The organism is Cohnella massiliensis, from assembly GCF_900169535.1.
GTDB lineage: Bacteria > Bacillota > Bacilli > Paenibacillales > Paenibacillaceae > Cohnella > Cohnella algarum.
The window spans coordinates 1177869-1199314 of record NZ_LT821259.1; the positions used below are offsets into that span (position 1 = coordinate 1177869).

Here is a 21446-nt window from a genome sequence, read left to right on the forward strand (position 1 = left end):
CGCTTCGCGCGATCGGGCATGTCTCTTTCTTCGGGAAGGAGGACAGTCCATGGGTCATTCCGTGCGAACGATGATCGACATGAGCTTCGCTTTTCTCGTCTTTGCGATGGCGGCCACCACGGGTCTGCTGCTGTTTCAAAGCGGCGCGGCCGCGCTGGAAACGGCCGTTGCAACCGGGACCGCGCAGGATCGAAGCGTTCACCAGACGCTGTCCCCGCTTGGCGGAGACGGCAGCGTGTCCGGCGCGGAAGTGCTGCAATCGCTCGCCCGCATCGGGGACATCGGAACGGAAATGGTGGTGGACGGCGTCGGGTACGCCACAACGATCGAGCGGGATCAACTTGCGGCATCCGGCATTCGCGTGACTGACCGGTATGTTCCCGTTTACGAGCGCGGTCCGGACGGGCAGTTGCGGCGAATCGTCTTCACGTCGCGAGGTGCGCGATGAACAGTTTTCTCAAAGTGTTTGCGGTCCTGATGGCGATTCTTCTATTATATATCTTTCCGGTTTCCGCCGCGTTCGACCAGCAGGATGACGTGTCGGAACTGGTCGTGCTGCGGGCGACGACTTCGTTTGTCGATGCGGTGCGCGACAAAGGGTACATTTCCCCGGTCATGTACGATGACTTCCTGCAAGCCATCCATGCGACGGGAAACACTTTCGATGTGCAGATGGAGCACGGACAAAAACGGTACGATCCGGTCTACGACGATCCATCGCGCCCGGAAACATTCCGGGGCGAATATGACGTGCACTACGATATGTTCTACAATGCGCAGATTTTGCCGGTGCTGTTTCCGGACAGCGCGGCCGGCAAGGACGATCCGTCTCGCCGCTACAGGCTGCATGCGGGCGATACGTTTTATGTCGTGGTGAAAAATACGAACCGGACGAACGGAACGATTTTGCACGATTTTTTGAACAATGCCATCAGTCCGAATGAAAAAATCGTGATTCCTTACGGAGGCGTTGTTCGCAATGAAGATGATTAACTGGGCGGTCGTCGGGGTGCTCGTTTTGCTTCCGTTTTTCGTCGCCAATCGGATCGATGCCGAGACGCAGCGTCGGGCGATGATCACGGAACTGCGCTATGACGCCGCGCTGGATGCGGCGGTGGACGACGCGGCGCAGTCGCTGCCGATCAACGTCAACCAGGCGGAGGAAGCGCAATACGAATCGATCAAACGGATGCGGGTGAACAAGGAAGAGGCCATCGCCGCGTTTTACCGGACTTTGTACATGAACTTCGGCATCACGGACGACCCCATCGCGCAGGGCGTGCTGAATCGCTACATTCCGGCGGTTGCGATCATCGGATATGACGGGTTTTATGTGTATGCGGAAGAAGAATTTACGAACGCATCCGGCGAAACGGAAATGCGGCCCTTATGGTGGGCGAAAAAGCCGTACGCCTATGCCGATGCGCTGGGAAACAGCCTGTCCTTCACGTTGGACGATTACGTGGTCGCGTATGAAGCGGTCAGCCGGACCTGGCGCGAAGGGTTCCGGTCGGAACTCCGGCAACAGACCACGATTCCGCTCCTGCGCGATCCGGAACTGTTCGAGCAAGTACGCCGCAGCACGATTGTGAGCGCGATTCAAAACGAACTGGCATACCGGATCAACCGGTATAACCGGTACGTTTCGAGGCACGGCATTTCCTACACCTTTACGCTGCCGACGATCAGCGCCGAAGAATGGAACAACACGATTAATGATGTCGGCGTCATGGCCTTTGTGCAAGGCATCCCGCTGGGCAGCAAGCGGTACAACAACTATGCGCTTGGCGGCAGCCGCGTGTTGAAAAAGCCGGTCATCATCGGCGCGATGAAGGACGGCATGAAGGTGTATTATCGTGATACCTGTTCGTACCCCTATCCGGTAGAGGAGACATTCGCCAGCGAGAAAGCGGCCGCGGCGAAAGGATACCGTCCATTAAGCTGTGTCAATCGTGGGGGATAAGGGTGGACAGGTTAGGGATGCAGATATATGATGGAGACAAAAACAGTCGAAATTTTCCTGATATTCCCGAAAAAACCGCGAAAGGAGCGGATGGAAGTGCGTAAGTGGGCGATCGCAAGCTTGGTGTCGGCCATTTTGTTCGGTCTCATGCCGGGCATGTCCGGCGCCGCGGCAACGGCCCCGAGCTTCGTCAGCGTGGTGCTGGATGGACAGAAAATTTGGTTTCCCGATGCGCAGGCGTTTGTGGACGAGAATAACCGGACGCTCGTGCCCGTGCGATTTGTGGCTGAAAAAATGAACGCCAAAGTAGGCTGGGAACCGGAAACGATGAGCGTGCCGATTGAACGGGGCGATCGGCGTATTCTGCTGACCATCGGCGCGAACAAGGCGCTCGTCAATGATCAAGAAGTCACTTTTGACACGCAGGCGATCATGAGCGGCGGCAGAACATTCGTCCCGCTGCGGTTTGTCAGCGAAGTGTTGGGTGCGGAAGTGAAGTGGGACGAAGCGACGTCAACGGTGTATATTACCACCAAAGAAGATCCGCAGGCCAAGTACGATCCCTGGGGACGCCTCATTCGCACCACCGACTTGCCGAAAAACGCGAAGGACTATCCGTATATTTTGGCCGATGTGCCGAATGAGATGTACGAAATGAAATATCCGTTTTCTCATCCCGATGTCAAGGAAAGGACCGTATCGGCTGACATGTACGCCAACTGGCCCGAATTCAAGAAAGAAAATATTGATATCTGGATGGGGCGGTTAAAAGCTTTCGGAGCGTTATGGCTCAATGTCGACTACAGGACGATCGATTATACGTGGGCGGAAAAGCTGGCCGAGGTGCAGTCGGACGGCAATGTCGGGAAACTGAAAGCGGCCCAAAAATATGTGGACTGGGTGAAAGAAAATGAAATCGCGATCGAAGGCTATCTTGATCCGGAGCCGTCCATGATTTATCAGGACGGATTCGGAGGATTTAACGTTCGATCCAAGTTCAGAATCAAGTTCAACCACTTCAAACAACACAAAACCCTTGTTTACGATACCTGGTTTCCCGGTGATATGAAATTGGAAAATGACATGTGGGTTCCTAACGATACTCCTTTTGAAAAAGGCGTTTGGTATGAAGGGTATTCGGATATTGTAATGGATACAAACGTCGGAGGAGACTGGGGTACGACTTTAAAGGTAAGTCCGGGCGCGAGCTTGTTTTTTAATTCTATCATCCGAAAGGTAGAATAGAAATGAATAAAGGAACCAAAATAGGGATGTGCATGCTGCTTGCATGCACTTTTTTGCTGTCCTTTCTTTCCTTTCGTGTTCATGCCGAAGTGCCCAAAGTTCGGATTACAAGCGGCAAAATAACATTTAACATTATAAGTACGGCGGCCTCGTCGGGAATCCGCTACAAAACGGTCGGTTGGACGGTGCGAAGGGAAGATTCGTCTGTCTGTACGTACGATTCGGAAGGAAAACACTGCAACCCTACGGGAGAGGGTTCGGCGCCGATCGAAGGGCTGGAACAAACGGACCAGTATCCGTCGAATCCGGCGCCGGGAACACCGGTTACTACGTTTTTCGAAGTCCCGGAAGCGAGGGTCACGAAGACACTGACTGACAATGGTTTGGAAGGCATTCAGCAGAACGACCAGCTTTATCTCTACGCGATCATGATCGTTACCCAAAACGGCAAACAAATCGGTGGGCCGTATTACACGCTGGATGCGATCAAGAAGGCGCAGCCGTGGGCGCATCCTGAAGATCTGGATGATTACTTCGGCGTTCCCGTGACGTACGACAGCCCGGATTTTCCGGTCGATATCGTCTGCAAAACCGAATTGGGCACGGTGATTGCGGATCCGGCTTGCACTTTCCATAAAGGCGATTATAAAGCCGGGGAAGAGATTGAGCATACGTTCAAGGAAACATTCGAGTCCGGCGGCAAAACATACGAGATCGTCCGGTCGTATATCGTGTCCAAAAACAATCCCGAGACCAGGAAGTTTGTCCGGGACAAGGGGCAGGAAAATCTGCTTGACCGTCATATCCATGTATATTTGAGCGGAGCCGACATTATCGCCGAATACAAGGAACAGGACAATCCGGTCAAAGCGATCTACCAGAAGGAAGACGGCACCAAGCTGAAGGAAGTCGACAAAGGCAAGTTCGCCGCCGGCGCAGAGGCCGACCATACTTTTGAACAGCAAATTACCCAAAACGGCCAAACCTACGAAATTGTCCGTTCCTATATTACGAACAACAACAAGCCGGACGAGAAGTTGTTTATTCAGGAAAAGGGGGACCCCAAGCTGCGGGAACGATCGATTACCGTAGCGGCAGGCGGCTCCAACTTTGTCGGCATCTACAAAATCCCCTCCTCGGTAACCGTCGCGTCCCGGATCGAAGCGCCGGAGACGGTAGACCAGACGGTCACGGAAGTCGACGGGGATTTTGTGTTTGAAGCCAAGGCATTAAAAGAACTGAAGTCGTACGAGATTACGGATATCCGAAATGCGAGGCTTGCAAATGCCGGCGACAAAACCGGATCGCTCTCCGGCACATCGGCCAGTAAAACGATTCCGATCAAAATCCCGTTTACATCCGGCGACAAGGTGACGGTGCAGATCACCGTCGTCGTCAAAGATGCGGACGGCAACACCGGCGATTCCACTTCGGACCATACGGTGCGAAAATCGGATGGCGGAGAACCTGCAACACCGGGCGCATCCCGGCAGGCCGAGGTGATGGACCCGAACGTTACGGCGGTCATTCGGGCGGATACGCGCGGCGCGGAAAAATTCGATGTGCTGAAGGGCATTCCCACTTCGGAAAGTCTGTATGTCAATGCTACTGCGAAATCGTACTTGTATCGCAACACGTTTACGGAGATGTCCGGTACGAAGTCTTATCCGATTCAGGTGAGCAAAACGTATACGCTGACCTGGACAGAGATACATGCCGGTCCGCCGGATGCGAACGGGAATCCGACCACCGTTGCCGTCCCGCGTTCGGACACCCGAACCGTCACCAAGTCGTACACGGTAGAGCGCAAATATAGTTTCTGGACGATCCAAAATCTTGAAGTGTACGGCATTCAAAAAGCAACGGTGTCCAATTATGCCTTGCCTTCGGGAACGGTTACCTTGCAACCGAATGGGTATTCGCCGCCAACCGTGTCCGCCGCCCATGACGCTTCGCTGGATTCGCATATCACCGATCCCGTTTATGCGAATGTGACGCTGCCCGGACAAACCATTTCCGGCGGTTCCAGCCGACCTGCCGTTCCGGATGAGGATTGGAAAAACGAAGCGGAGAAGGCGATCGGCAAAATCAAGGTAAAAAACGACTCGCTGGTCTTTAACGGAAACACGATCATGGACAGCCAGGTGGTCGAGGAAAAGGGACCGGCGCCGGACGCGATTCCGGTTCCGCCGACAATCGGTCCGGATGTGCTGTATGGCGCAGGCTACCTCATCGACGCTTCCAAAACGAACAAAGCGAGCCAGCCAAGCTCGGGCGCCATCGCGTATGCCTTGATCAAAGGCATACGCGGCGGCGAGAACAAAACGTTCCCAATTGGCGGCATCAATCCGGTGACCGTGCATACGCCTGTGGTGAACTACGCCGCCATTTCAGACGATCGGGCCCACAACCAGAAAACGAAATCGACGGCGGGACGATCCGCCCTCATCCTGGACCGGCCGTTTACCGTTACGGTGCCGACCAGCGGACAGCACCGGGAGATCAAGGGGTACGGCGACCGGGATTATGCCAAATACACGAAAGACAAGCAGGTATGGTTCCCGTTCGATGTGTACAGCGCAGATAAATCCACGTTTATTCCGAAAGAAACATGGACGTCGATTCCGGTCGGCCAGGCGCAAATGACGTTCTATTTGCCGGTTTGGGTCGATGAAGGCAACTATGACGTGTTGTTCCGCACCTTTGCCGAGAACAGCCCGGCATCCGGCTTTACGACGCAAATGAATGCCAATCTGGACGTGCCGAATCATGTCGCCACCCAGGTCGTTCCGGTGGAAGTGATCGGCCGTCTGTACGATTTTCGCATCACCGACATCGCCGATTTCAACTGGGAGACGGTGTTCCGGACGCAGAAGGGCAGTGCGACGCCAACCGGCAACGTCTATTGGGTCGGCACGAAAGGCATCGACGGCGCGGCGCGAGGCAACCAGCCTCCGTTTGTGCTGCCGGTTCGTCAGGGAAGCCATCCGGAGGCGGGAAAGAAAAATGTGACGGTGAAGACGGGATATCATGTGAAATTCGAAGTCATGACGAAAGGAAACATGTTCGGTTCGGGCGACGGCATCCGGATTACCCCGACGTTCTATTTTGTGGACAGCAAGGGCAAGAACCGTCAGGAGGTCGATCTGTACTACCACTCCGGCACGAAAAAATTTATCCGGATCGGGTCCGCCGATGATGTGGAGCGGCGGACGATTACGCTCGATACCCGGCTGCGAAACGTGTCCCAGCAGGAGTTGATCCGTACGGCCGACACTTTGTGGAGCCTGGGCGGCGGTTCCGGCACGAAGCAGGCGTTTGTCGACCAGTATTTGAAAGATGCCCGGAAGCCCACGTATGTCGGAGGCTACGACATCATGCTGCTGCCGCCGCAGCTTCGCACCTTTACGGGTCCGACGGATGTGCCGGCCGGTGTGAATGCGGCGCGCGCGAACGCATCGGTGCAGCACTGGTTTGGCGAGTACAGCCTTCCCGCCGCGCCGTATGTCGTGCCGAAAGGATTCAATTTGGCAGCGTACGGGCGAAAAAACGGGTTGACCGACAATTCCCCGGTCTTCCTGAAAGACGGTTATATTATCGTCAACTTCAACCTGGAAACGATTCGCAACAAAGACTTAAGCGTCCCGCATCTACAATACATTTACGGGCCGCTCGACAACCAATGGCAAATGGAAGGCTTCCAGCGCAGCTTCACCGATCCGTACGGCGTGACGTTTCAACTCAAGGACGGAGACATCGTGTTCTACCACGCCGACCAGTCCTCGTACGATGACTTCGGCACGGGCGGAACGCATTAGTTCGGGTTTATTTTTCTCTTAATCACTTTACACGAAAAGGACTCCTGTACGCAGGGGTTCTTTTCGTGTCTATGGAGGAATGCGCATGTACGACATCCCGTCCGGCGGCGGATGCTTTTGTCCGGTCCAGCCGCCTGTTTTACACGAACGCCGACAGCGATGCCATTTACGGTATGATGAATAGCGTTCCCATTGGCCGGGCGATCGGGGATCGCCGGGTAGTCAATGAGTCTGGCAGCTACCGAAGCGTTGTTTGCAAAATGACAAGACGGAAAGATTCACTCCATCGAACGGGGGGGGGGGGGACTCGATGAACCAGTCCCAATTTTTATTCTTCATCGAAACGATGCCAATCAGTCAGAATGTCGTTCAAATGCATACCAAAGATAAATACGGCAACCGGGTTACCGTTTATGTGCGCCGGCTTCATCGAAACGATGCCAATCAGTCAGAATGTCGTTCAAATGCATACCAAAGATAAATACGGCAACCCGGTTACCGTTTATGTGCGCCGTGATCGATTTAACCAATGGCAATGGCAATTTGAAACGCGTGCCGGAAAAAGTCTATGGCATAGCGGGGAACTGGATGAAATCCGAAATTATTGGCGGATTTTTTCTCTGCAATAAAGCTATTGAAAGAAATGCAGGCTTTGAAGTTTTACCCATAAACATTGACCGGAAATGGGGGCGGGCGATGAAGAACCCAATTTCTTTGCCGAAGGATTGGATCACCGTGCTGGTCGTGTCTCATTGTGTTTCGGATGTAAATTTCCGTCGGGATCTTGCCGCTTTTGCGAGGGACAAAGGATACAATCCGCAATCTATCATGGATGCCACGGACAGGCAATTGGAACGGGCATTGCGCGGGGTGCTAAATGGCCAAGATTTCCGGATGGAATGACAGAGAAGCTTGAAACAGAAAGGAGGAGGTGAGTGGTGTGTTCAAATGCGCTTGCGGCGGTATTTTTCTCGTCGTCAAGGTGGAGGAGTATCCGAAGCATTTAAGCGGCATTGAAAAGTTAAACTACCCCCGCACGTGTACGGTGAAATGCGACAAGTGCGGCAAGGTAAAAGAAAACCAGCCTTACGATTAAGAGGGACCGGGTCGGTGAACGATCGTGTCCTTTTCAATTGGGGAGGGATGAACATGTCATTTCAAGAGAAGGGTCCATGGTTCATGGGCCGGTTGTTCGAAGGCGAGGTGGACGGTTATTTTGTTCAAGCTCAAGTTTTTTCGGATCCGTCCAAGTACGGGATTGCTGAAGGGAGAATCAGCCGTTTAATCGTGTATCCGGATCGGTCTGCCGGATTCAACCGCAATCTGGCCAACTACGACCGGGGATGGGACGGCGGCCCGCCGAACGATAATCGCATCCGTGCGGTTGTGGAGAAAACGGTACGCCATTTTGACGGAAAGAGCGTCGACTGGTCATTCGAGGCGCGGCGATAAGACGATAAATAGAAGCCTTTACGCGAGAAAAGACTTGCCACGCCGGTCGAAGCAGAGGTAAGATCGACACACCTTCCGAGGAAAGGAGAAATGGGTGTGGATGGTGTACCTCCATGGTTGATTCAGGCTGTCCGCAACCGAATCGATGTGATCGGCCAGCGCATGCATGCGCATCCTAGGCACAAGGCGGCATGGAAACAGGCTTCCGAGCTGCTTGAACAGCTCAATAAGACATTCTCCGAAGAACAGCGCCGCATGTTTTGCGAATGGGAGGATCAAATGGCCTTTCAGGAGTCCGTCGAAAAAGAGGAGATGTACGTGCGCGGGTTTCTGGACGGATTTCACATGTATGCCTGTCTGGATGAATTGACCAGCCAGATTCCTGACGGCGAACGGTTCGGAAATGCGGAGACTCCCCATAATTCTTGATCGCCGAGTGATGCCCGTTGGATCCGGTGGGTATTTCTTTGCCCGAAAAGCGGCTGCTTTGCAAATATGCCAGCCTGTTTTCGCAGGAAACAATGAGCCGTCCCCTTGGGGCGGCTTCTTTGCGATCAAAAGTATCCAACACTTGAATCACGCGGGAGTGTGACTCATGCCTATCATTTGCGAATTTCTCGGGATGAAAATCTATATGTATTACCAGGACCATTCCCCGCCGCATATTCATGTCCGGGGTGCGTACAACGCGGCCGTGGACTTTTCGGGAAACGTCATTGCGGGATATTTGCCGCCGAACGTCGCCAGCCGGTTGACAGTGTGGGTGCAAATGCATACAGTGGAATTACAGGAAAATTGGAAACGAGCCCAAGCGGGAGAAACGTTGTTTCGCATCCCGCCTTTGTCCTGAGCGAGGTGATGAGTTGATGTTGCATGGAATCCGCAATGTTCAACCGTTGAAATCCTTCCATTTAATGCTTGAATTTGAATCGGGAGAGCGCCGAATCGTGGACATTCGTCCCTTCATCCACGGCCCTGTGTTTGAGCCTTTAAAAAACGAACACTTTTTTAAACAAGTGAAGGTAGACCAAGATGCCGGAACGATCGTCTGGCCCGGGGAGATCGATTTGGATCCGGATGTCCTGTATCAGAACAGCCAGCCGCATACTATTTAATATTTCGGGGCTGTATAGATTCAAATGGATAGTTGTGAAGAAGGTTCCTTTACCGGATCCTTTTTTTATTTTCAGGCAAGCCGATGGTAAACGAATGGGAAAGACCTTATCTTTTCGTTGAATCGTGAGAACTGCCTGCCCATCCTCGTACGATCATGTCCATTAAGTGTTCCGCCAAGGGAAGGTTCGAGAAGAATCTTCTCTTTTTTCATTGCGAGGAATTGAAAACCGTCCTCCGGGGCGGCCAATGGAACGGGGGATTTGCATGAAGCGCACTCCGTTTACATGTCGACAATGCGGGAAAACCATTCAAGTCGATCCGGACATATACGATCGGGTGTACAAAGGTCAGGCGTACTGCTTGACTTGCCGTTCAAATTCCAAGTCGCGCGGCGCAAGTGCCAGATGAGGGAGGAGGAGGTCATTGGCCCAACATTATGAATGTGAATTGAAAACGGACGGCTTCCGCCTTCGGGTTACGGTTGTTGCCGAGAAGCGGTTCGAAGTGGAGTCATTGGCGCGGCAGAAGGCGGCCGAACGGCTGGAGCAAGTGTATCGGTTGAAACGACGGGCGAGTGATTTCAACGTGATCTCTATCGTGGAGAAGTCGATTTCATGAGGAGGGAGGAGTCGACATGAGCAGCAATTTGATTTCGTTTCCACAGGAACCATTCAAGCCGATCAGACGCAAAAACAACCTTGTTATTGATATGGAATCCTTCAAAGGATCAGGAGCAAAATTAAGCTGGGACGAGGCAGTCGATATCTACATTCGGGCGAAGCAGGCGGAAACCGCTTCTGATCGTACCGTCCAATTTGAAAAGGAAAATTTGGACAGTTACAAACGAGCGATGGTGGAGCAGGGACTGACACCCAGTGTGGAGGACGTTTCGGTAGAGGCAATTCGCAAACATTTTGTGATGTACATGGTGGAAACAAAAGGTTATGCGCTGAATACCATCAATAATCGAATTCAAACACTGAAACGATTCTTTTCCTTTCTCCAGCGAGAAGGCTGGATCTTGAAAAATCCGACTGTTCTGCTGAAGACGCGAACCGGGCAACAGACGACGATTTTTTCTCTGACGGAAGAACAAATCATGCAGCTTCTGGTCCAGCCTGATCAACAAAAATTTACAGGTTTTCGAGATTACGCGATGTTAGCTTTAATGCTGGACACCGGATTGCGGTTAGGAGAGGTTATAGCCCTGAAATTGAACCAAGTTGAAATGAAATCGTGTTTTTTAACCGGCGTATTGGGAAAAAGCCGCCGGCCTCGCGATGTTCCGTTTAGCGACGAAGTTCGCAAGATTCTCATGAAGTATATAAAAATTCGAGGAGAGTTGGCCTCAGATTGGCTGTTTGTCACAATCGACGGTCAAGCGCTGAAAATACGAACTGTTCAGGATATCATTCAAGAGTATGGGGCAAAGGCAGGAATCAAGGATGTTCGGGTAAGTCCTCATACGCTGCGGCATACGTTTGCGAAGCTTTATATTTTAAATGGTGGCGATCCGTTTAGTCTTCAAGAGATTCTGGGGCACACGACCCAGGACATGGTGAAACGTTATGTGAATCTCTGGAACCCGGAGAAGAAAATTCAGCATGCCAAGGCATCGCCGCTTACACATTTATTTCGGGGGAAAACTCAGAAATAAGTAATCATGATACCTCAACCTTGAAATAAAAACCACTCCCCACATAAAGGTGAATGGTTTAAGGAATGTTTGTTAGTTCTTTAACAGCGGTACATGAGAAGGCATAACTCCTGTACATGTCGGCCTCCATTTATTTTTTATGTTTGGTGGGGTCAACCAGTTTGTAACCTTCCCCTGGTTTTTGTGTCGGAGGCAAAGGCTTCCCTTGGGTCGAAGTTATTTCTCTTCCTTTGTCACCACCCCTTGGACCGACGACACTATATTGGCCAGACTTTGGTGCTGGAGTTCCTGGTTTTAATTTGTCAGACATATTATCACCACCTCTCTAATTGGTATTATATCACTAGTCATTCGGCTGAACAAGAACAAACATTCCCATGTAAAGACAAAATATAAATCGATGTGATACTCTTGTGCGTCCCTATACTAACCCGATCATAAAAAGGTTTCGGATGGTTGGTAGGGGCTTATTTGTGTTGTGCGGCGGTTGCGATACGTTGGGGAAATGTCGATTTTTAATGTTCAGGAGGATTTGAGCGGATGCAGGTTTGGATCGTTGACGTCGGTAAGTTGATTGAAGCGGCCAGCCCATACGAACGTGTGGCGCTGACAAGTGCCCGACTAGAAGGCGCCGGAGCTACTCAGCGCGGCAGCAAGGGCGACCGCAGTGGCGAGCTGTGGTCGTCGGAGGAACGCCACACAACTGGAGCTCGGCACCTAAGGGAAAGCAGCATCGCCTTCGTGATCGGCGTTCGCTTGAGGTGTCTGACGCAGTGCTAAAACGCGCCGACAAGAAGTGAGCTTCGTGAGGCTAACTTATTCGCATCAGCTCATGTAGCTCATGCTGTCAGAACAGAATTATCTTGCAGTGCGGATCAATCAGGGGGAACCGTATTATAAGTAGCAATGATTATTTTACAAAATACTTTGATATTGTTACAATGGTAATTGTTGGAGGGCGTCGAATAATAGAAATTAACGTAGAAAGAGTGGGAGGTCCGTCTGAGCACAAAAATATCTGAAAAAAGTTTAAGCTTTATTCAAAGATGTATATCTTTGGTCCCTGTAATTGTTTTGGGTAGTGGCGCATCAGCTGCTTATGGTTTTGCTGGTATGTCACAATTGGCTACGCACCTTGTGCAAAGCATAACTCCGGATCTGGAAGACCATCAAGAATGGAATGAATTCAAATCTGAGCTGGAATCAGGTACTGATCTTGAGACAGCTTTACATAGGGTTACCATATCAGAAAGACTAGAGAAAAAAATAATCAATAGTACAAGAGAGTTGATTCTAAGACAAGATTTAGAAGTTTTTAATTCAATCGTGAAAAAAGAAATCAATCTACCGCTCGGTAGACTACTTCAATTTTTTAGTAGAACAGCTCACCAAACAATAAAAGTAGTTACTACTAATTATGATCGTTTGGCGGAATATGCCATCGAGCAAGCATTTTTAAATTTTAACACGGGCTTTTCAGGTGAATACCAAAAGACCTTTAAGGGATTTAATCGACGTTTAATTGAACCAGTCGAACTTTTAAAAGTCCATGGTTCTCTCGACTGGTTTCTATTGGATGGAGTTAATGTAGTAGGCATACCAGATATTATATCAGAGGATAAGATTGCAATGACCCCATTAATGGTAACGCCGGGAATAAGAAAGTATGAGCATACCCATAATGATCCTTTTAGAAGCATCATAGCTAGAGCGGATATAGCCTTTGAAACAGCAAATTCAATATTGTGTGTGGGATATGGGTTTAATGATAGACATATACAACCCAAATTAAACGACAGGTTGAGACAGGGAAGGATACCCATTTTAATCGCCACAAAGTCATTGTCAGAAAGTGCAATGAGATTTATTAAAAGTGCAACAGCACCTAATGTTATTGGTATCGAAGAATTCAATAGTGGAACGAGAATAGTGTACCACGATGCAGAAGAAATTGTTGAAGATTTATCATTTTGGTCTCTTGAAGAATTAATAAAACTTGTGATGTAAGTAAGGAGGCAACGAAATGACAATTTTTCAATATTCAGAAGATGAATTGTTGGGAAAAGTTATGGCAGTAGATACTGCCAGCGTTACTTTACTCGTAAACAATGTCGAAGTACTAAGGAAAATGCAAGTAAACCGTTTGGTTGCTTTGAGAAGCAGTAGGGCAGGGCAACATCTCATTGGGATAATACATAAAATAATAAGAAAAACAACTGATCCTGAAAATCTAACGGAAAATGAGACTGATGGTGAAGAAATTCAAGAAAACAATACAGTAAGGATCACATTAATTGGTACATTCTTTGACAGAATATTAATGAAAACTAATGTGTTTAGAAGAACACTTGAGACTGTTCCTGAAATTGATGCGGAATGTTATCCAATCGAGGGCGAAAGATTGTCAAGATTTATGCAAGCAATTTCATTTCAAACAGGAGAGCAAGAAAATTCGTTAAGTCTCGGTAACTATACTTTAGATGATAATGCTACCGCATATTTAGATGCAAATAAATTCTTTCAACGACATGCGGTGATAGTGGGCAGTACAGGTTCAGGGAAGTCTTGGACAACCGCTAGATTAATAGAACAGATTGCTGAATTACCCAACTCAAATGCAATATTGTTTGACCTCCATGGTGAATATAAAAACTTAAACGATGACGGTATAAAACATTATAAGGTTGCAGGGCCAACTGAGGTATTAACCGATGGAGATATTGAAGATGGAGTTCTGTATTTTCCGTATTGGCTATTAAGTTATGAAGATATGACTAGCATGCTAGTGGATAGAAGTGATCAAAATGCGCCTAATCAATCAATGGTTTTATCAAGAGCGGTGACTTCGGCAAAGTTGAGCTATTTAGAGAATGTTGGTGAACAGGAATTAATTACAAATTTTACTATAGATAGCCCAATTCCGTATAGTATTGACTCAGTCTTAAGTGAATTGAATAGACTGAATACAGAGATGGTAACTGGCACTAGGGGAGAAAAACAAGGTGAGTTCCATGGTAAACTAAGTAGGTTTATTGCAAGACTAGAAAATAAAAGATCTGATCGTAGACTAGCATTTATGATGAATCCTCCATCGCGAGTAAACGAACTAGGGTGGCTGATAGTGTAAAATCTCTGTGGGTGTAGGAATTGGAAAAAGCGGATATAGAAAAAGAGCTTCTCCCTTGGTAAAGTGATGTTTGCGCACAACACACCAAGAAGGAGGAAGCTCCTGTGAGCCACTTTACCACAACAATGCCGACGATGAAAGAGATTGAGCAATGGATTTTCCGGAAAATGCAGGAGGAATTCGCTCGTGCGATGAAGCAGGTACTGGAGGCGCTGGATCAGCAGATCCTGGAGCAACGGGACCGAGAGCGTTATCGAGTAAAGGACGAGCGTGAAACAAGCGTCAACACAGTGTTCGGGAATGTGCGCTTTAAGCGGAGATTGTACTGTGACCGTAGAAGCGGCAAACACGTGTATCTGCTGGATCAGCTGTTGCAATTCGAAGGGCGCGGGAAAGTCAGTCCGCATTTGGAAGAGACAGCAATCGCATTCGCAAGCCAAGGACCGTCGTACCGGGACAGCGCAAAGAGGCTGGAGCAGCTTTTGGGCTACAATGTGCTGAGCCACCAAGCGATCAGGGAAAAACTGATGGAGCGTGCGCAACAGCCGATGCCAGCGGTGAAACGGCGCGCTGCCCGCGTGCTGTTCGTGGAAGTGGATGGGCTGTACACGAAGCTGCAGCGGAGCAAAAAGCGCGGGATGGAGAACGCAATTGCAGTCGTACACGAAGGCTGGGAGAAGAACGGCAAGCGGGTACAGCTGAAGAACAAACAGCATTACCTGCATACGAGCGGCGGCGACTTCTGGGAAGGGTTCGGGGACTTTCTGGTGGAGCGTTACGAAATCGACGAGAACACGTGGCTTGTGGTGAACGGAGACGGCGCGGCGTGGATCGGGGAATGTACATCCTACTTTCACCAATGTCTGTACATGCTGGACCGCTTTCATGTGGCGCGTGATTTGAAACGCTTTGTTGGTCATTTGCCGCAGGTGTGGGAGACCGTGAGACGGTCTTTGGCCAAACAGGATGCAGCCGCGCTTATGGCGGGCCTCGGAGGGGTGTCGGAGCAAGAGATAGCGGAAGAGAACCGGAAGGATTGGAAGCCGTATAAAAGATTTCTAAAGCGGCATGAGAAGCATTTGGACGACTACCGAAAAACACTCCAGGCGAAGGGGATCGACACAAGCGGTATGCGCCCGATGGGAAGCGCGGAATCGCAGATGCGTATATTCGCCAAGCGGACGAAGCGTGGCGGGTACAGTTGGAGTGAGCGAGGCGTCAGGGCGATGCTGAGGACGATGATGAGGATTCAAGAAGCGGGCACGGTGGTAAGAACGGTTGAAGGACAAGCGAGTAAGCAGGCAACGCCGCAGCAGTCGATAAACATGCGGCAATTGCTCAAGAACGTGACGCAACCGGTCAAGGGTTGTATCGCTGGAATGATTCGCATGCTGCAAGGACCGAAGCAAAGCAGCACAACGGGTATGGCACTCAAAGCACTTCGCGGATAACGGCAAAAAATTCTGACAAATCACTTGTGTTTGATGAAAGAACGAAGCAAAGCGCTTACAAGGAAGAGGTTCCTTCGGGGTTCGCGTTCCAGGCATCTTAAATGACTGCCCACGCTAGCTTGACACTGACAGGGTGGCTCGATAAATTGGCAATTGCATTAATTTGTGGTAGAGATAATCAACAAGATAAAAAGGGTGGAGTTAAGATAATTGACTTCTCAGAAGTTCCTTCTGACATACTACCTTTAGTTGTGGGTAGAGTAGCGAGTTTAATTTTTTCTATTCAACAATGGACCGAAAAGTCAGATAGACATCCGGTTGCTTTACTTTGTGATGAAGCACATCTCTACATACCTCAAAATGTGAATGGTTCTGGTGCATACGATTCTTCGCAAAGATATTTTGAAAGAATAGCAAAAGAAGGAAGGAAGTACGGTGTTGGATTAGTTGTAATCAGCCAAAGACCATCTGAGGTAAATAAAACAATATTGAGTCAGTGTAATAATTTTATTGCGTTAAGGTTATCAAACGCCGACGACCAAAATGTTATCAAAAGATTGTTGCCAGATAATCTTGGAGGTTTTACAGAACTATTACCTGTACTTGATACTGGAGAAGCACTTGTTGTTGGAGATGCAAGTTTACTTCCAAGTAGAATTAGGATTGCAGAGCCTAATAATAAGCCTAATAGTGGTACAATAGATTTTTGGGATGAATGGAAAGTTTGTAACAAAGATAATGCGGTAAGTAGAGCCGTAAGATCTTGGAGAATGCAAAGTTTACTTGAGAGAAATTAGATGTTGAATATTGACTTACAGATATTTTCAATGAAAGATAAGCTTGTTAAATTCTTGTTTAGTCGGGACTTTCGTTGTAGTACTATAAATTTGCTGAAAAATTGCGTGGTAACGAGATAATAACGAGAGAATTATTAATCATTGAATGGTATTATTGAGTAATGTATTATGGTCGCAGTATCAGAGTCTATAAGTAAGCGTCAAATAGCCCCCACCTGTAAATGCAGTGGGGGCAGAAATATGTTTATTTCATGATGAAAATACGTGGCAAGTCAGCGGCAGCGATGAAGACCACGGCAAAAACGGCTCCAACGCCTCAAGATCTTGTGAATCCGGCAGTTGAGGCAACTGTTCGAACAGGTATTTCAAGTACTGAAACGGATGCAGTCCGTTTTCCTTTGCCGTCTCGATGACGCTGTAGATTGCGGCGCTCGCTTTTGCGCCTCGCGGCGTATTGGCGAACAACCAGTTCTTCCTCCCGATCACGAACGGTTTAATCGACCGCTCGCTGCGTTTGTTATCGATCTCGAGCCGTCCATCCTTCAGGAACGCGGTCAGCTTCTCCCATTGGTTCAAGCTGTAGGCGATCGCTTGTCCGAGCAGGCTTTTCGGCAGCGTTCGGGATCGCTGCTGGCGAAGCCACGCCGAATAAGCCTCTACTACCGGAAGACTTCGCTTCTGGCGCTCGGCATGGCGTTCTTCAGGCGTAGCATCCTTTAGATCGCGTTCGATGGCAAAGAGCGCGTTGCAGTATGCCAGTCCCTGACCAGCCACTGTTTCCGATTGCCCCTTCGCCTGCGGCGCTGCTTTCAGCGCCTCGTCGTATTTGCGTCTTGCATGCGCCCAGCATCCGACTAACGTTGCACCGGCGACTTTATGGTAGCCCGGATAGCCGTCCACATGCAGATAACCTTTGAAACCAGACAGGAAGTTTCGGGGATGCTCGCCGCCCCGCGTCTTCTGGTAGTCGTAGATGACAGCCGGCGAAACGCCGCGTCCGGTGCGATACAGCCACAGGTACGACGTCGATTCGGCCGATTTCCCTGGTTCGCGCAGCACCTGCAGCGTCGTTTCATCCGCATGAAGCGCTTCCTGCCGAAGCAAGTACGCCTTCATGGCCGCGACGATCGGCGCGAGCCATTGCTCCGCGCCATAGATCATCCAATTCGCCATCGTCTGGCGGGACAGCGTGTACCCTAGACGCGCGAACTGCTGCTCTTGCCGATACAGCGGCAAGCCGTCCACGTACTTCTGGCTCATGACATACGCCAGGCTGGACGGCGAGGCCAAGCTTCCCGGGTAAACGGGTTTGGGTATCGGCGCCGTTATGATAGGCGTCTGGATTTCTTCGCGTTCGCAGCGGCGGCAAGCGTACACTTGCCGAACATGGCGAATGACCTTCACTTGAGGCGGTACGACGGCGATTTCGCTACGCGTCTCGGTGCTCATCTCATGAAGCGATCCGCCGCAGCATGCACATACCTGCTCGCCTTCTTCCAGCGTATACGTCACCGTTTCTACCGGCAGATTGGAAAGGTCCGCTTCACGTTTGCCGGACGTTTTGCGCCGTGCGTAAGTGATCTGCTCCATTGGCGGCTGTTCTCCCGCAGGCGTTGCAAGCACTTCGGCTTCGTTGAACAGATTCAGCTCCATCTGGTCCGGGTGCGTCTGTTCGCTGGAAGCGCCGAAGCGCTTGTGCTGCGCCAAGCGGAACTGTTCCTCGTACCATTTGAGCTTGGCGGATAGTTCGGCAATCTGCTGCTCTAGTGCTTCAATTGTTGGGGTGTCCGCTCGATTTTCCATATGTAATGACTTCGACACGAAGACTGCGATGCCTGCCGGTATATATGTCGAATTAAGTAAGGAATACATTGCTAAATGACTGTAGCGGCGGTCACTTTCGGATGAGCTTGCCGCTGGCTGAGCGAAAGTCCGTCCAATAGCCAACGGAGCTCGCGTGTAGTAACCGTGACCGGATCGCCATGATGCTTGGGCCACTGAAACGTGCCGCGCTCAAGTCTGCGGTAAAACAGCCAGAAGCCGTTGTGCTCCCAATACAGGATCTTTAACTTGTTGCGCTCGCGGTTGCAAAAGACGAACAAACAAGGGGAGAACGGATTCAGCCCAAGCCCTTCCTGGACGAGAGCGGCAAGTCCGTCGATGGATTTGCGCAAATCGGTGCTGCCGCAAGCCAGATACACTTGCTGGGCGGTCAACTCGCTTAGCATACGGCCTCGAGAGCTTGCACCACATCGCGGAGCAAAGCGGGATTAAATCCGGTGTCAACTTCAATAACGGCTGCACCGAGCCTGATTCGAAGGCAGGCGGGCTGCTCCGGCCCTGTTTCGGGAGCAACCTTAACATTTATAAAGGTGGTTGGTTTGGCTGCCGCAGCAGCGGATGATCCGTTCAGTCTTTTCATCCAAGCGTAGAGCTGACGACGATCCACCTGATTGGTTTTGCACCACCTTGTTGCTTTTTCTCCGCTGGAACGGAAAGCGGCGATGCGTGCTTCCCATTTCTTTTGTACATCTTCTCTGGACATGAAAAATCCTCCCCTGATTTGATTCTGAGGAGGATTATCTCATAGCTATTGCAAAGAACGAAGGTGGGGAGGGTTTGACGTATCAGACTTTCATCAGAGATACTGCGACCTTTTTATCCTAAACTACCGTGTCCGACGTCCCCAATTCATATTCTCCACAGGACTGTATTTCTGATGTTGATCTTTAATATCCGTACTGAACAATTCGACATAATGCCTTACCATGTCCAAAGTGGAATGTCCCAAAATCTTCTGTAAGGTAAAGATGTCCCCGCCGTTGATGATATAGAATCTGGCCATCGTATGTCTAAACGCATGCGGGGATACACGGACGCCTTCAATTCCGGCCATTTTTCCATATTCCTTAATGTTCTCTTGAATGGTTCGTTTCCCGAGCCGCTCATCTTCCACATTTACAAATAACGCCTTTGTGTCAAGTTCCCCCCGCGCAGCGATATATTGCTGCAGAATTTGAATGCACGTCTTTTGAATCGGAACCCGCCGCGCTTTTCTTCCCTTTCCCATTCGAATAATGAGTTCGCGATCCTTCAAGAGCACATCGCCCAGTTCAAGAGCCAGACATTCGCTGATTCGCATACCCGTCTCAAGAAGCAGCATCATAATGGTATAGTCCCGGAGACCTGTAAATGTATTTCGATCAGGTTGGTTGAGCAGAGCGAGTACTTGCTCCTTCGTCAGGGTTTGAATCATCTTTTTCTCTGCTGCAATCAAACGCAACTGGTCAAAAATAGGCTGTTTGATTATCCGTTCTTCATACAGGAACCGGAAGAAGGTTTTGCAGGCTCTGATTCGATTGTTAATCGTGTGGCTGGCAAGGCCATGTTCCAGCATATAGCCGATGTAGTGTTCCTTGATTTGTCGTGCAGACATTCGTTGCAAATCCATCTGGATATTTTGGTTGCGAAACGTCCTTTCGAAATGGCGAAGAGCTTCCTCATAAAACTCTAGACTGCGCGGCGACAGGTTCAGGGAACGCTTATGCAATAAGTACGACTTTGCGGCTTGTTCGAACGTGATGGCTTTTAAAGAAGGTTCTGCTGCCGTCGGATCGACTGCGGATTGCAGGAGATTATTGCGCCGTCTCATGCTTCCACCTCGCTGTCTTCACTTTTGTCAGACAGGATGGCTTCAATCGGGCTTGCTTTCTGATGCTGCTCATGCAAATCCTGACTGAAAAGGTCAACATAACGTTGGGTCATTTCGATGTTGGTGTGGCCAAGTATATGCATCAGCGAGAACGCATCACCGCCGTTTAGCAAATACGTCTTGGCCATGGTGTGGCGGAAAGTATGGGCGGAACCCCGTGTTCCTTCAATGTGTGCAGCTTTGCAGTGTTCGATCATGATCCGTTTGACAGCCGCCAATCGGAGCGGAGTATTGTTTAGCGTGATCCAGCAATCATTGAAGGGCTGTTCTCCACGTTCCCGGAGGTAGCGGTTCAATTGATTCAAGCATGTCCGCTGAATTGGAACAACGCGGGGCTTCCGCCCTTTGCCGGATGGAATTCGAATTGTTCCGCTTTGGAAATCAATACCTTCCACTTTCATGTTGGTAAGTTCCATGACTCTTATGCCGGTTTCCAGGAGCACCAGCATCATCGTATGATCGCGTAAGCCAGTAAAAGTGGTCGTATCCGGTTGCTGCAAAATAGTGGCGATTTGCTCTTGAGAAAAGGTGAAAATGGCTCGATTCGCAGCTTTAATCAATTTAAGGTCGGCGGCAATATTGTTCTCCAGGTAACCCTCTTGCCAGAGGTATTTAAAAAATACCTGGCATGTACTAATGCGGCCCCGAATCGTAGCTGAGGCAAGTTTTCGATCCAACAAGTAATTCATATAGCGATTGCTTAGGTCGAAGGGGGTCAGTCGGGCGAATTCCAGGGTGTTTTCATCCATAAATTGTTCTAGCGTACGAAGTCCGAATTTGTAAAACTCGTAGGTCGTTTCGGTAAGATTGCGCAATTTGCAATCTTGAAGAAATAAATGGACGGCTTCTGAAAATGATATTGCAGGTGAGTTTGACACGTTGACAACATCCTTTTCTCGGAATTATTGGCGAGGGAAAAGACGTGCGCGGTCAAGGCCGATAAGCGCATCAAACATTTGGACGTATGAGCACGCCAAAAACCGTCGAAAAAGCAGCGATTTTTTGCTGCTGGAACAGTTTTGGAAAAAACCTGAAATCCCTTGTCCCATAAGGGATTAAGGGAGGTGCGCTTTTTTCTTTCACCTCCAAACCGGTACACCAATTTCAG

General features: G+C 49.8%; 23 protein-coding genes. 18 read left to right on the forward strand and 5 right to left on the reverse strand.

Translation table 11 applies throughout. From position 1 onward, the window contains the following. Positions 1–49 precede the first annotated feature (49 nt). The 18 genes from B7E11_RS19250 to B7E11_RS19335 all read left to right on the forward strand — a co-directional run bounded on the left by B7E11_RS19250 (position 50) and on the right by B7E11_RS19335 (position 16626). Entirely contained in the window at positions 50–448 is a 399-nt protein-coding gene (locus B7E11_RS19250) for a hypothetical protein (protein WP_080837603.1), read from the forward strand. Continuing rightward, entirely contained in the window at positions 445–993 is a 549-nt protein-coding gene (locus B7E11_RS19255; RefSeq protein WP_080837607.1) for a hypothetical protein, read from the forward strand. Before B7E11_RS19250 ends, B7E11_RS19255 begins: the two co-directional genes overlap by 4 nt. Further along, the gene (locus B7E11_RS19260; RefSeq protein ID WP_080837608.1) at positions 980–1963 is read left to right on the forward strand and encodes a hypothetical protein; all 984 of its coding nucleotides are present in this window, start codon (positions 980–982) and stop codon (positions 1961–1963) included. The genes B7E11_RS19255 and B7E11_RS19260 overlap by 14 nt, the downstream gene beginning before the upstream one ends. 27 nt (positions 1964–1990) lie before the next feature. Then, on the forward strand, positions 1991–3208 hold the full coding sequence (locus tag B7E11_RS19265; protein ID WP_245809768.1) for a copper amine oxidase N-terminal domain-containing protein: 1218 nt from the start codon (positions 1991–1993) through the stop codon (positions 3206–3208). 2 nt (positions 3209–3210) lie between these two features. After that, positions 3211–7026: a DUF5704 domain-containing protein gene (locus B7E11_RS19270; RefSeq protein WP_245809769.1), complete on the forward strand. Its 3816-nt coding sequence runs from the start codon at positions 3211–3213 to the stop codon at positions 7024–7026. Positions 7027–7530: 504 nt separating this feature from the next. Further along, a complete protein-coding gene (locus B7E11_RS30390) occupies positions 7531–7929 on the forward strand; it encodes a hypothetical protein (protein ID WP_245809770.1) in 399 nt (132 codons plus the stop codon). Positions 7930–7966: 37 nt separating this feature from the next. After that, positions 7967–8122: a hypothetical protein gene (locus tag B7E11_RS29685; protein WP_176220820.1), complete on the forward strand. Its 156-nt coding sequence runs from the start codon at positions 7967–7969 to the stop codon at positions 8120–8122. Positions 8123–8175: 53 nt separating this feature from the next. Then, positions 8176–8478 carry a DUF7678 domain-containing protein gene (locus B7E11_RS19280; protein ID WP_080837611.1) on the forward strand — a complete coding sequence of 101 codons (303 nt, stop codon included), beginning with the start codon at positions 8176–8178 and terminating at the stop codon, positions 8476–8478. A 96-nt stretch (positions 8479–8574) separates the two neighbouring features. After that, positions 8575–8907, forward strand: a complete 333-nt coding sequence (locus tag B7E11_RS19285) for a DUF6809 family protein (RefSeq protein ID WP_139787259.1) — start codon at positions 8575–8577, stop codon at positions 8905–8907. Between the two features lie 193 nt (positions 8908–9100). After that, complete coding sequence (locus B7E11_RS31025; RefSeq protein ID WP_425430079.1) at positions 9101–9328, forward strand: DUF4160 domain-containing protein; 228 nt, start codon at positions 9101–9103, stop codon at positions 9326–9328. A 16-nt stretch (positions 9329–9344) separates the two neighbouring features. Continuing rightward, positions 9345–9593, forward strand: a complete 249-nt coding sequence (locus tag B7E11_RS19295; RefSeq protein WP_080837618.1) for a DUF2442 domain-containing protein — start codon at positions 9345–9347, stop codon at positions 9591–9593. Between the two features lie 424 nt (positions 9594–10017). Further along, entirely contained in the window at positions 10018–10212 is a 195-nt protein-coding gene (locus B7E11_RS19300) for a hypothetical protein (protein WP_080837622.1), read from the forward strand. Between the two features lie 16 nt (positions 10213–10228). Then, positions 10229–11251 (forward strand): tyrosine-type recombinase/integrase, encoded by a 1023-nt coding sequence (locus tag B7E11_RS19305; RefSeq protein WP_080837624.1) that lies wholly within the window; start codon positions 10229–10231, stop codon positions 11249–11251. Between the two features lie 540 nt (positions 11252–11791). Next, complete coding sequence (locus B7E11_RS19315; protein WP_080837631.1) at positions 11792–12031, forward strand: hypothetical protein; 240 nt, start codon at positions 11792–11794, stop codon at positions 12029–12031. A gap of 276 nt (positions 12032–12307) precedes the next feature. Further along, positions 12308–13258, forward strand: a complete 951-nt coding sequence (locus B7E11_RS19320) for an SIR2 family protein (RefSeq protein ID WP_080837634.1) — start codon at positions 12308–12310, stop codon at positions 13256–13258. Between the two features lie 16 nt (positions 13259–13274). Continuing rightward, positions 13275–14378 carry an ATP-binding protein gene (locus B7E11_RS19325; RefSeq protein WP_080837637.1) on the forward strand — a complete coding sequence of 368 codons (1104 nt, stop codon included), beginning with the start codon at positions 13275–13277 and terminating at the stop codon, positions 14376–14378. A 104-nt stretch (positions 14379–14482) separates the two neighbouring features. Beyond that, the gene (locus B7E11_RS19330; protein ID WP_080837639.1) at positions 14483–15829 is read left to right on the forward strand and encodes an ISLre2-like element ISTco1 family transposase; all 1347 of its coding nucleotides are present in this window, start codon (positions 14483–14485) and stop codon (positions 15827–15829) included. A gap of 146 nt (positions 15830–15975) precedes the next feature. Next, positions 15976–16626 carry an ATP-binding protein gene (locus B7E11_RS19335; protein ID WP_213084145.1) on the forward strand — a complete coding sequence of 217 codons (651 nt, stop codon included), beginning with the start codon at positions 15976–15978 and terminating at the stop codon, positions 16624–16626. Between the two features lie 249 nt (positions 16627–16875). Here B7E11_RS19335 and tnpC read toward each other — a convergent pair whose 3' ends face one another. The 5 genes from tnpC to B7E11_RS19360 form a co-directional block, all read right to left on the reverse strand. Beyond that, on the reverse strand, positions 16876–18429 hold the full coding sequence (gene tnpC / locus B7E11_RS19340) for an IS66 family transposase (protein WP_080837642.1): 1554 nt from the start codon (positions 18427–18429) through the stop codon (positions 16876–16878). A gap of 71 nt (positions 18430–18500) precedes the next feature. Beyond that, positions 18501–18854: an IS66 family insertion sequence element accessory protein TnpB gene (gene tnpB, locus B7E11_RS19345; RefSeq protein WP_080837644.1), complete on the reverse strand. Its 354-nt coding sequence runs from the start codon at positions 18852–18854 to the stop codon at positions 18501–18503. Then, the gene (gene tnpA / locus B7E11_RS19350) at positions 18848–19171 is read right to left on the reverse strand and encodes an IS66 family insertion sequence element accessory protein TnpA (protein ID WP_080837646.1); all 324 of its coding nucleotides are present in this window, start codon (positions 19169–19171) and stop codon (positions 18848–18850) included. The genes tnpB and tnpA overlap by 7 nt, the downstream gene beginning before the upstream one ends. A 123-nt stretch (positions 19172–19294) precedes the next feature. Beyond that, positions 19295–20278 (reverse strand): tyrosine-type recombinase/integrase, encoded by a 984-nt coding sequence (locus B7E11_RS19355; RefSeq protein ID WP_080837649.1) that lies wholly within the window; start codon positions 20276–20278, stop codon positions 19295–19297. Further along, on the reverse strand, positions 20275–21216 hold the full coding sequence (locus B7E11_RS19360) for a tyrosine-type recombinase/integrase (RefSeq protein ID WP_080837653.1): 942 nt from the start codon (positions 21214–21216) through the stop codon (positions 20275–20277). The genes B7E11_RS19355 and B7E11_RS19360 overlap by 4 nt, the downstream gene beginning before the upstream one ends. Positions 21217–21446: the final 230 nt, after the last annotated feature.

What these genes read in the sequence shown, in the direction of transcription:
- B7E11_RS19250 (WP_080837603.1), top strand. Translation starts at nt 50, where the DNA reads ATGGGTCATTCCGTGCGAACGATGATCGACATGAGCTTCGCTTTTCTC.
- B7E11_RS19255 (WP_080837607.1), top strand. Translation starts at nt 445, where the DNA reads ATGAACAGTTTTCTCAAAGTGTTTGCGGTCCTGATGGCGATTCTTCTA.
- B7E11_RS19260 (WP_080837608.1), top strand. Translation starts at nt 980, where the DNA reads ATGAAGATGATTAACTGGGCGGTCGTCGGGGTGCTCGTTTTGCTTCCG.
- B7E11_RS19265 (WP_245809768.1), top strand. Translation starts at nt 1,991, where the DNA reads ATGATGGAGACAAAAACAGTCGAAATTTTCCTGATATTCCCGAAAAAA.
- B7E11_RS19270 (WP_245809769.1), top strand. Translation starts at nt 3,211, where the DNA reads ATGAATAAAGGAACCAAAATAGGGATGTGCATGCTGCTTGCATGCACT.
- B7E11_RS30390 (WP_245809770.1), top strand. Translation starts at nt 7,531, where the DNA reads ATGTGCGCCGTGATCGATTTAACCAATGGCAATGGCAATTTGAAACGC.
- B7E11_RS19280 (WP_080837611.1), top strand. Translation starts at nt 8,176, where the DNA reads ATGTCATTTCAAGAGAAGGGTCCATGGTTCATGGGCCGGTTGTTCGAA.
- B7E11_RS31025 (WP_425430079.1), top strand. Translation starts at nt 9,101, where the DNA reads ATGAAAATCTATATGTATTACCAGGACCATTCCCCGCCGCATATTCAT.
- B7E11_RS19295 (WP_080837618.1), top strand. Translation starts at nt 9,345, where the DNA reads ATGTTGCATGGAATCCGCAATGTTCAACCGTTGAAATCCTTCCATTTA.
- B7E11_RS19305 (WP_080837624.1), top strand. Translation starts at nt 10,229, where the DNA reads ATGAGCAGCAATTTGATTTCGTTTCCACAGGAACCATTCAAGCCGATC.
- B7E11_RS19315 (WP_080837631.1), top strand. Translation starts at nt 11,792, where the DNA reads ATGCAGGTTTGGATCGTTGACGTCGGTAAGTTGATTGAAGCGGCCAGC.
- B7E11_RS19325 (WP_080837637.1), top strand. Translation starts at nt 13,275, where the DNA reads ATGACAATTTTTCAATATTCAGAAGATGAATTGTTGGGAAAAGTTATG.
- tnpC (WP_080837642.1), bottom strand. Translation starts at nt 18,429, where the DNA reads ATGGAAAATCGAGCGGACACCCCAACAATTGAAGCACTAGAGCAGCAG.
- tnpB (WP_080837644.1), bottom strand. Translation starts at nt 18,854, where the DNA reads ATGCTAAGCGAGTTGACCGCCCAGCAAGTGTATCTGGCTTGCGGCAGC.
- tnpA (WP_080837646.1), bottom strand. Translation starts at nt 19,171, where the DNA reads ATGTCCAGAGAAGATGTACAAAAGAAATGGGAAGCACGCATCGCCGCT.
- B7E11_RS19355 (WP_080837649.1), bottom strand. Translation starts at nt 20,278, where the DNA reads ATGAGACGGCGCAATAATCTCCTGCAATCCGCAGTCGATCCGACGGCA.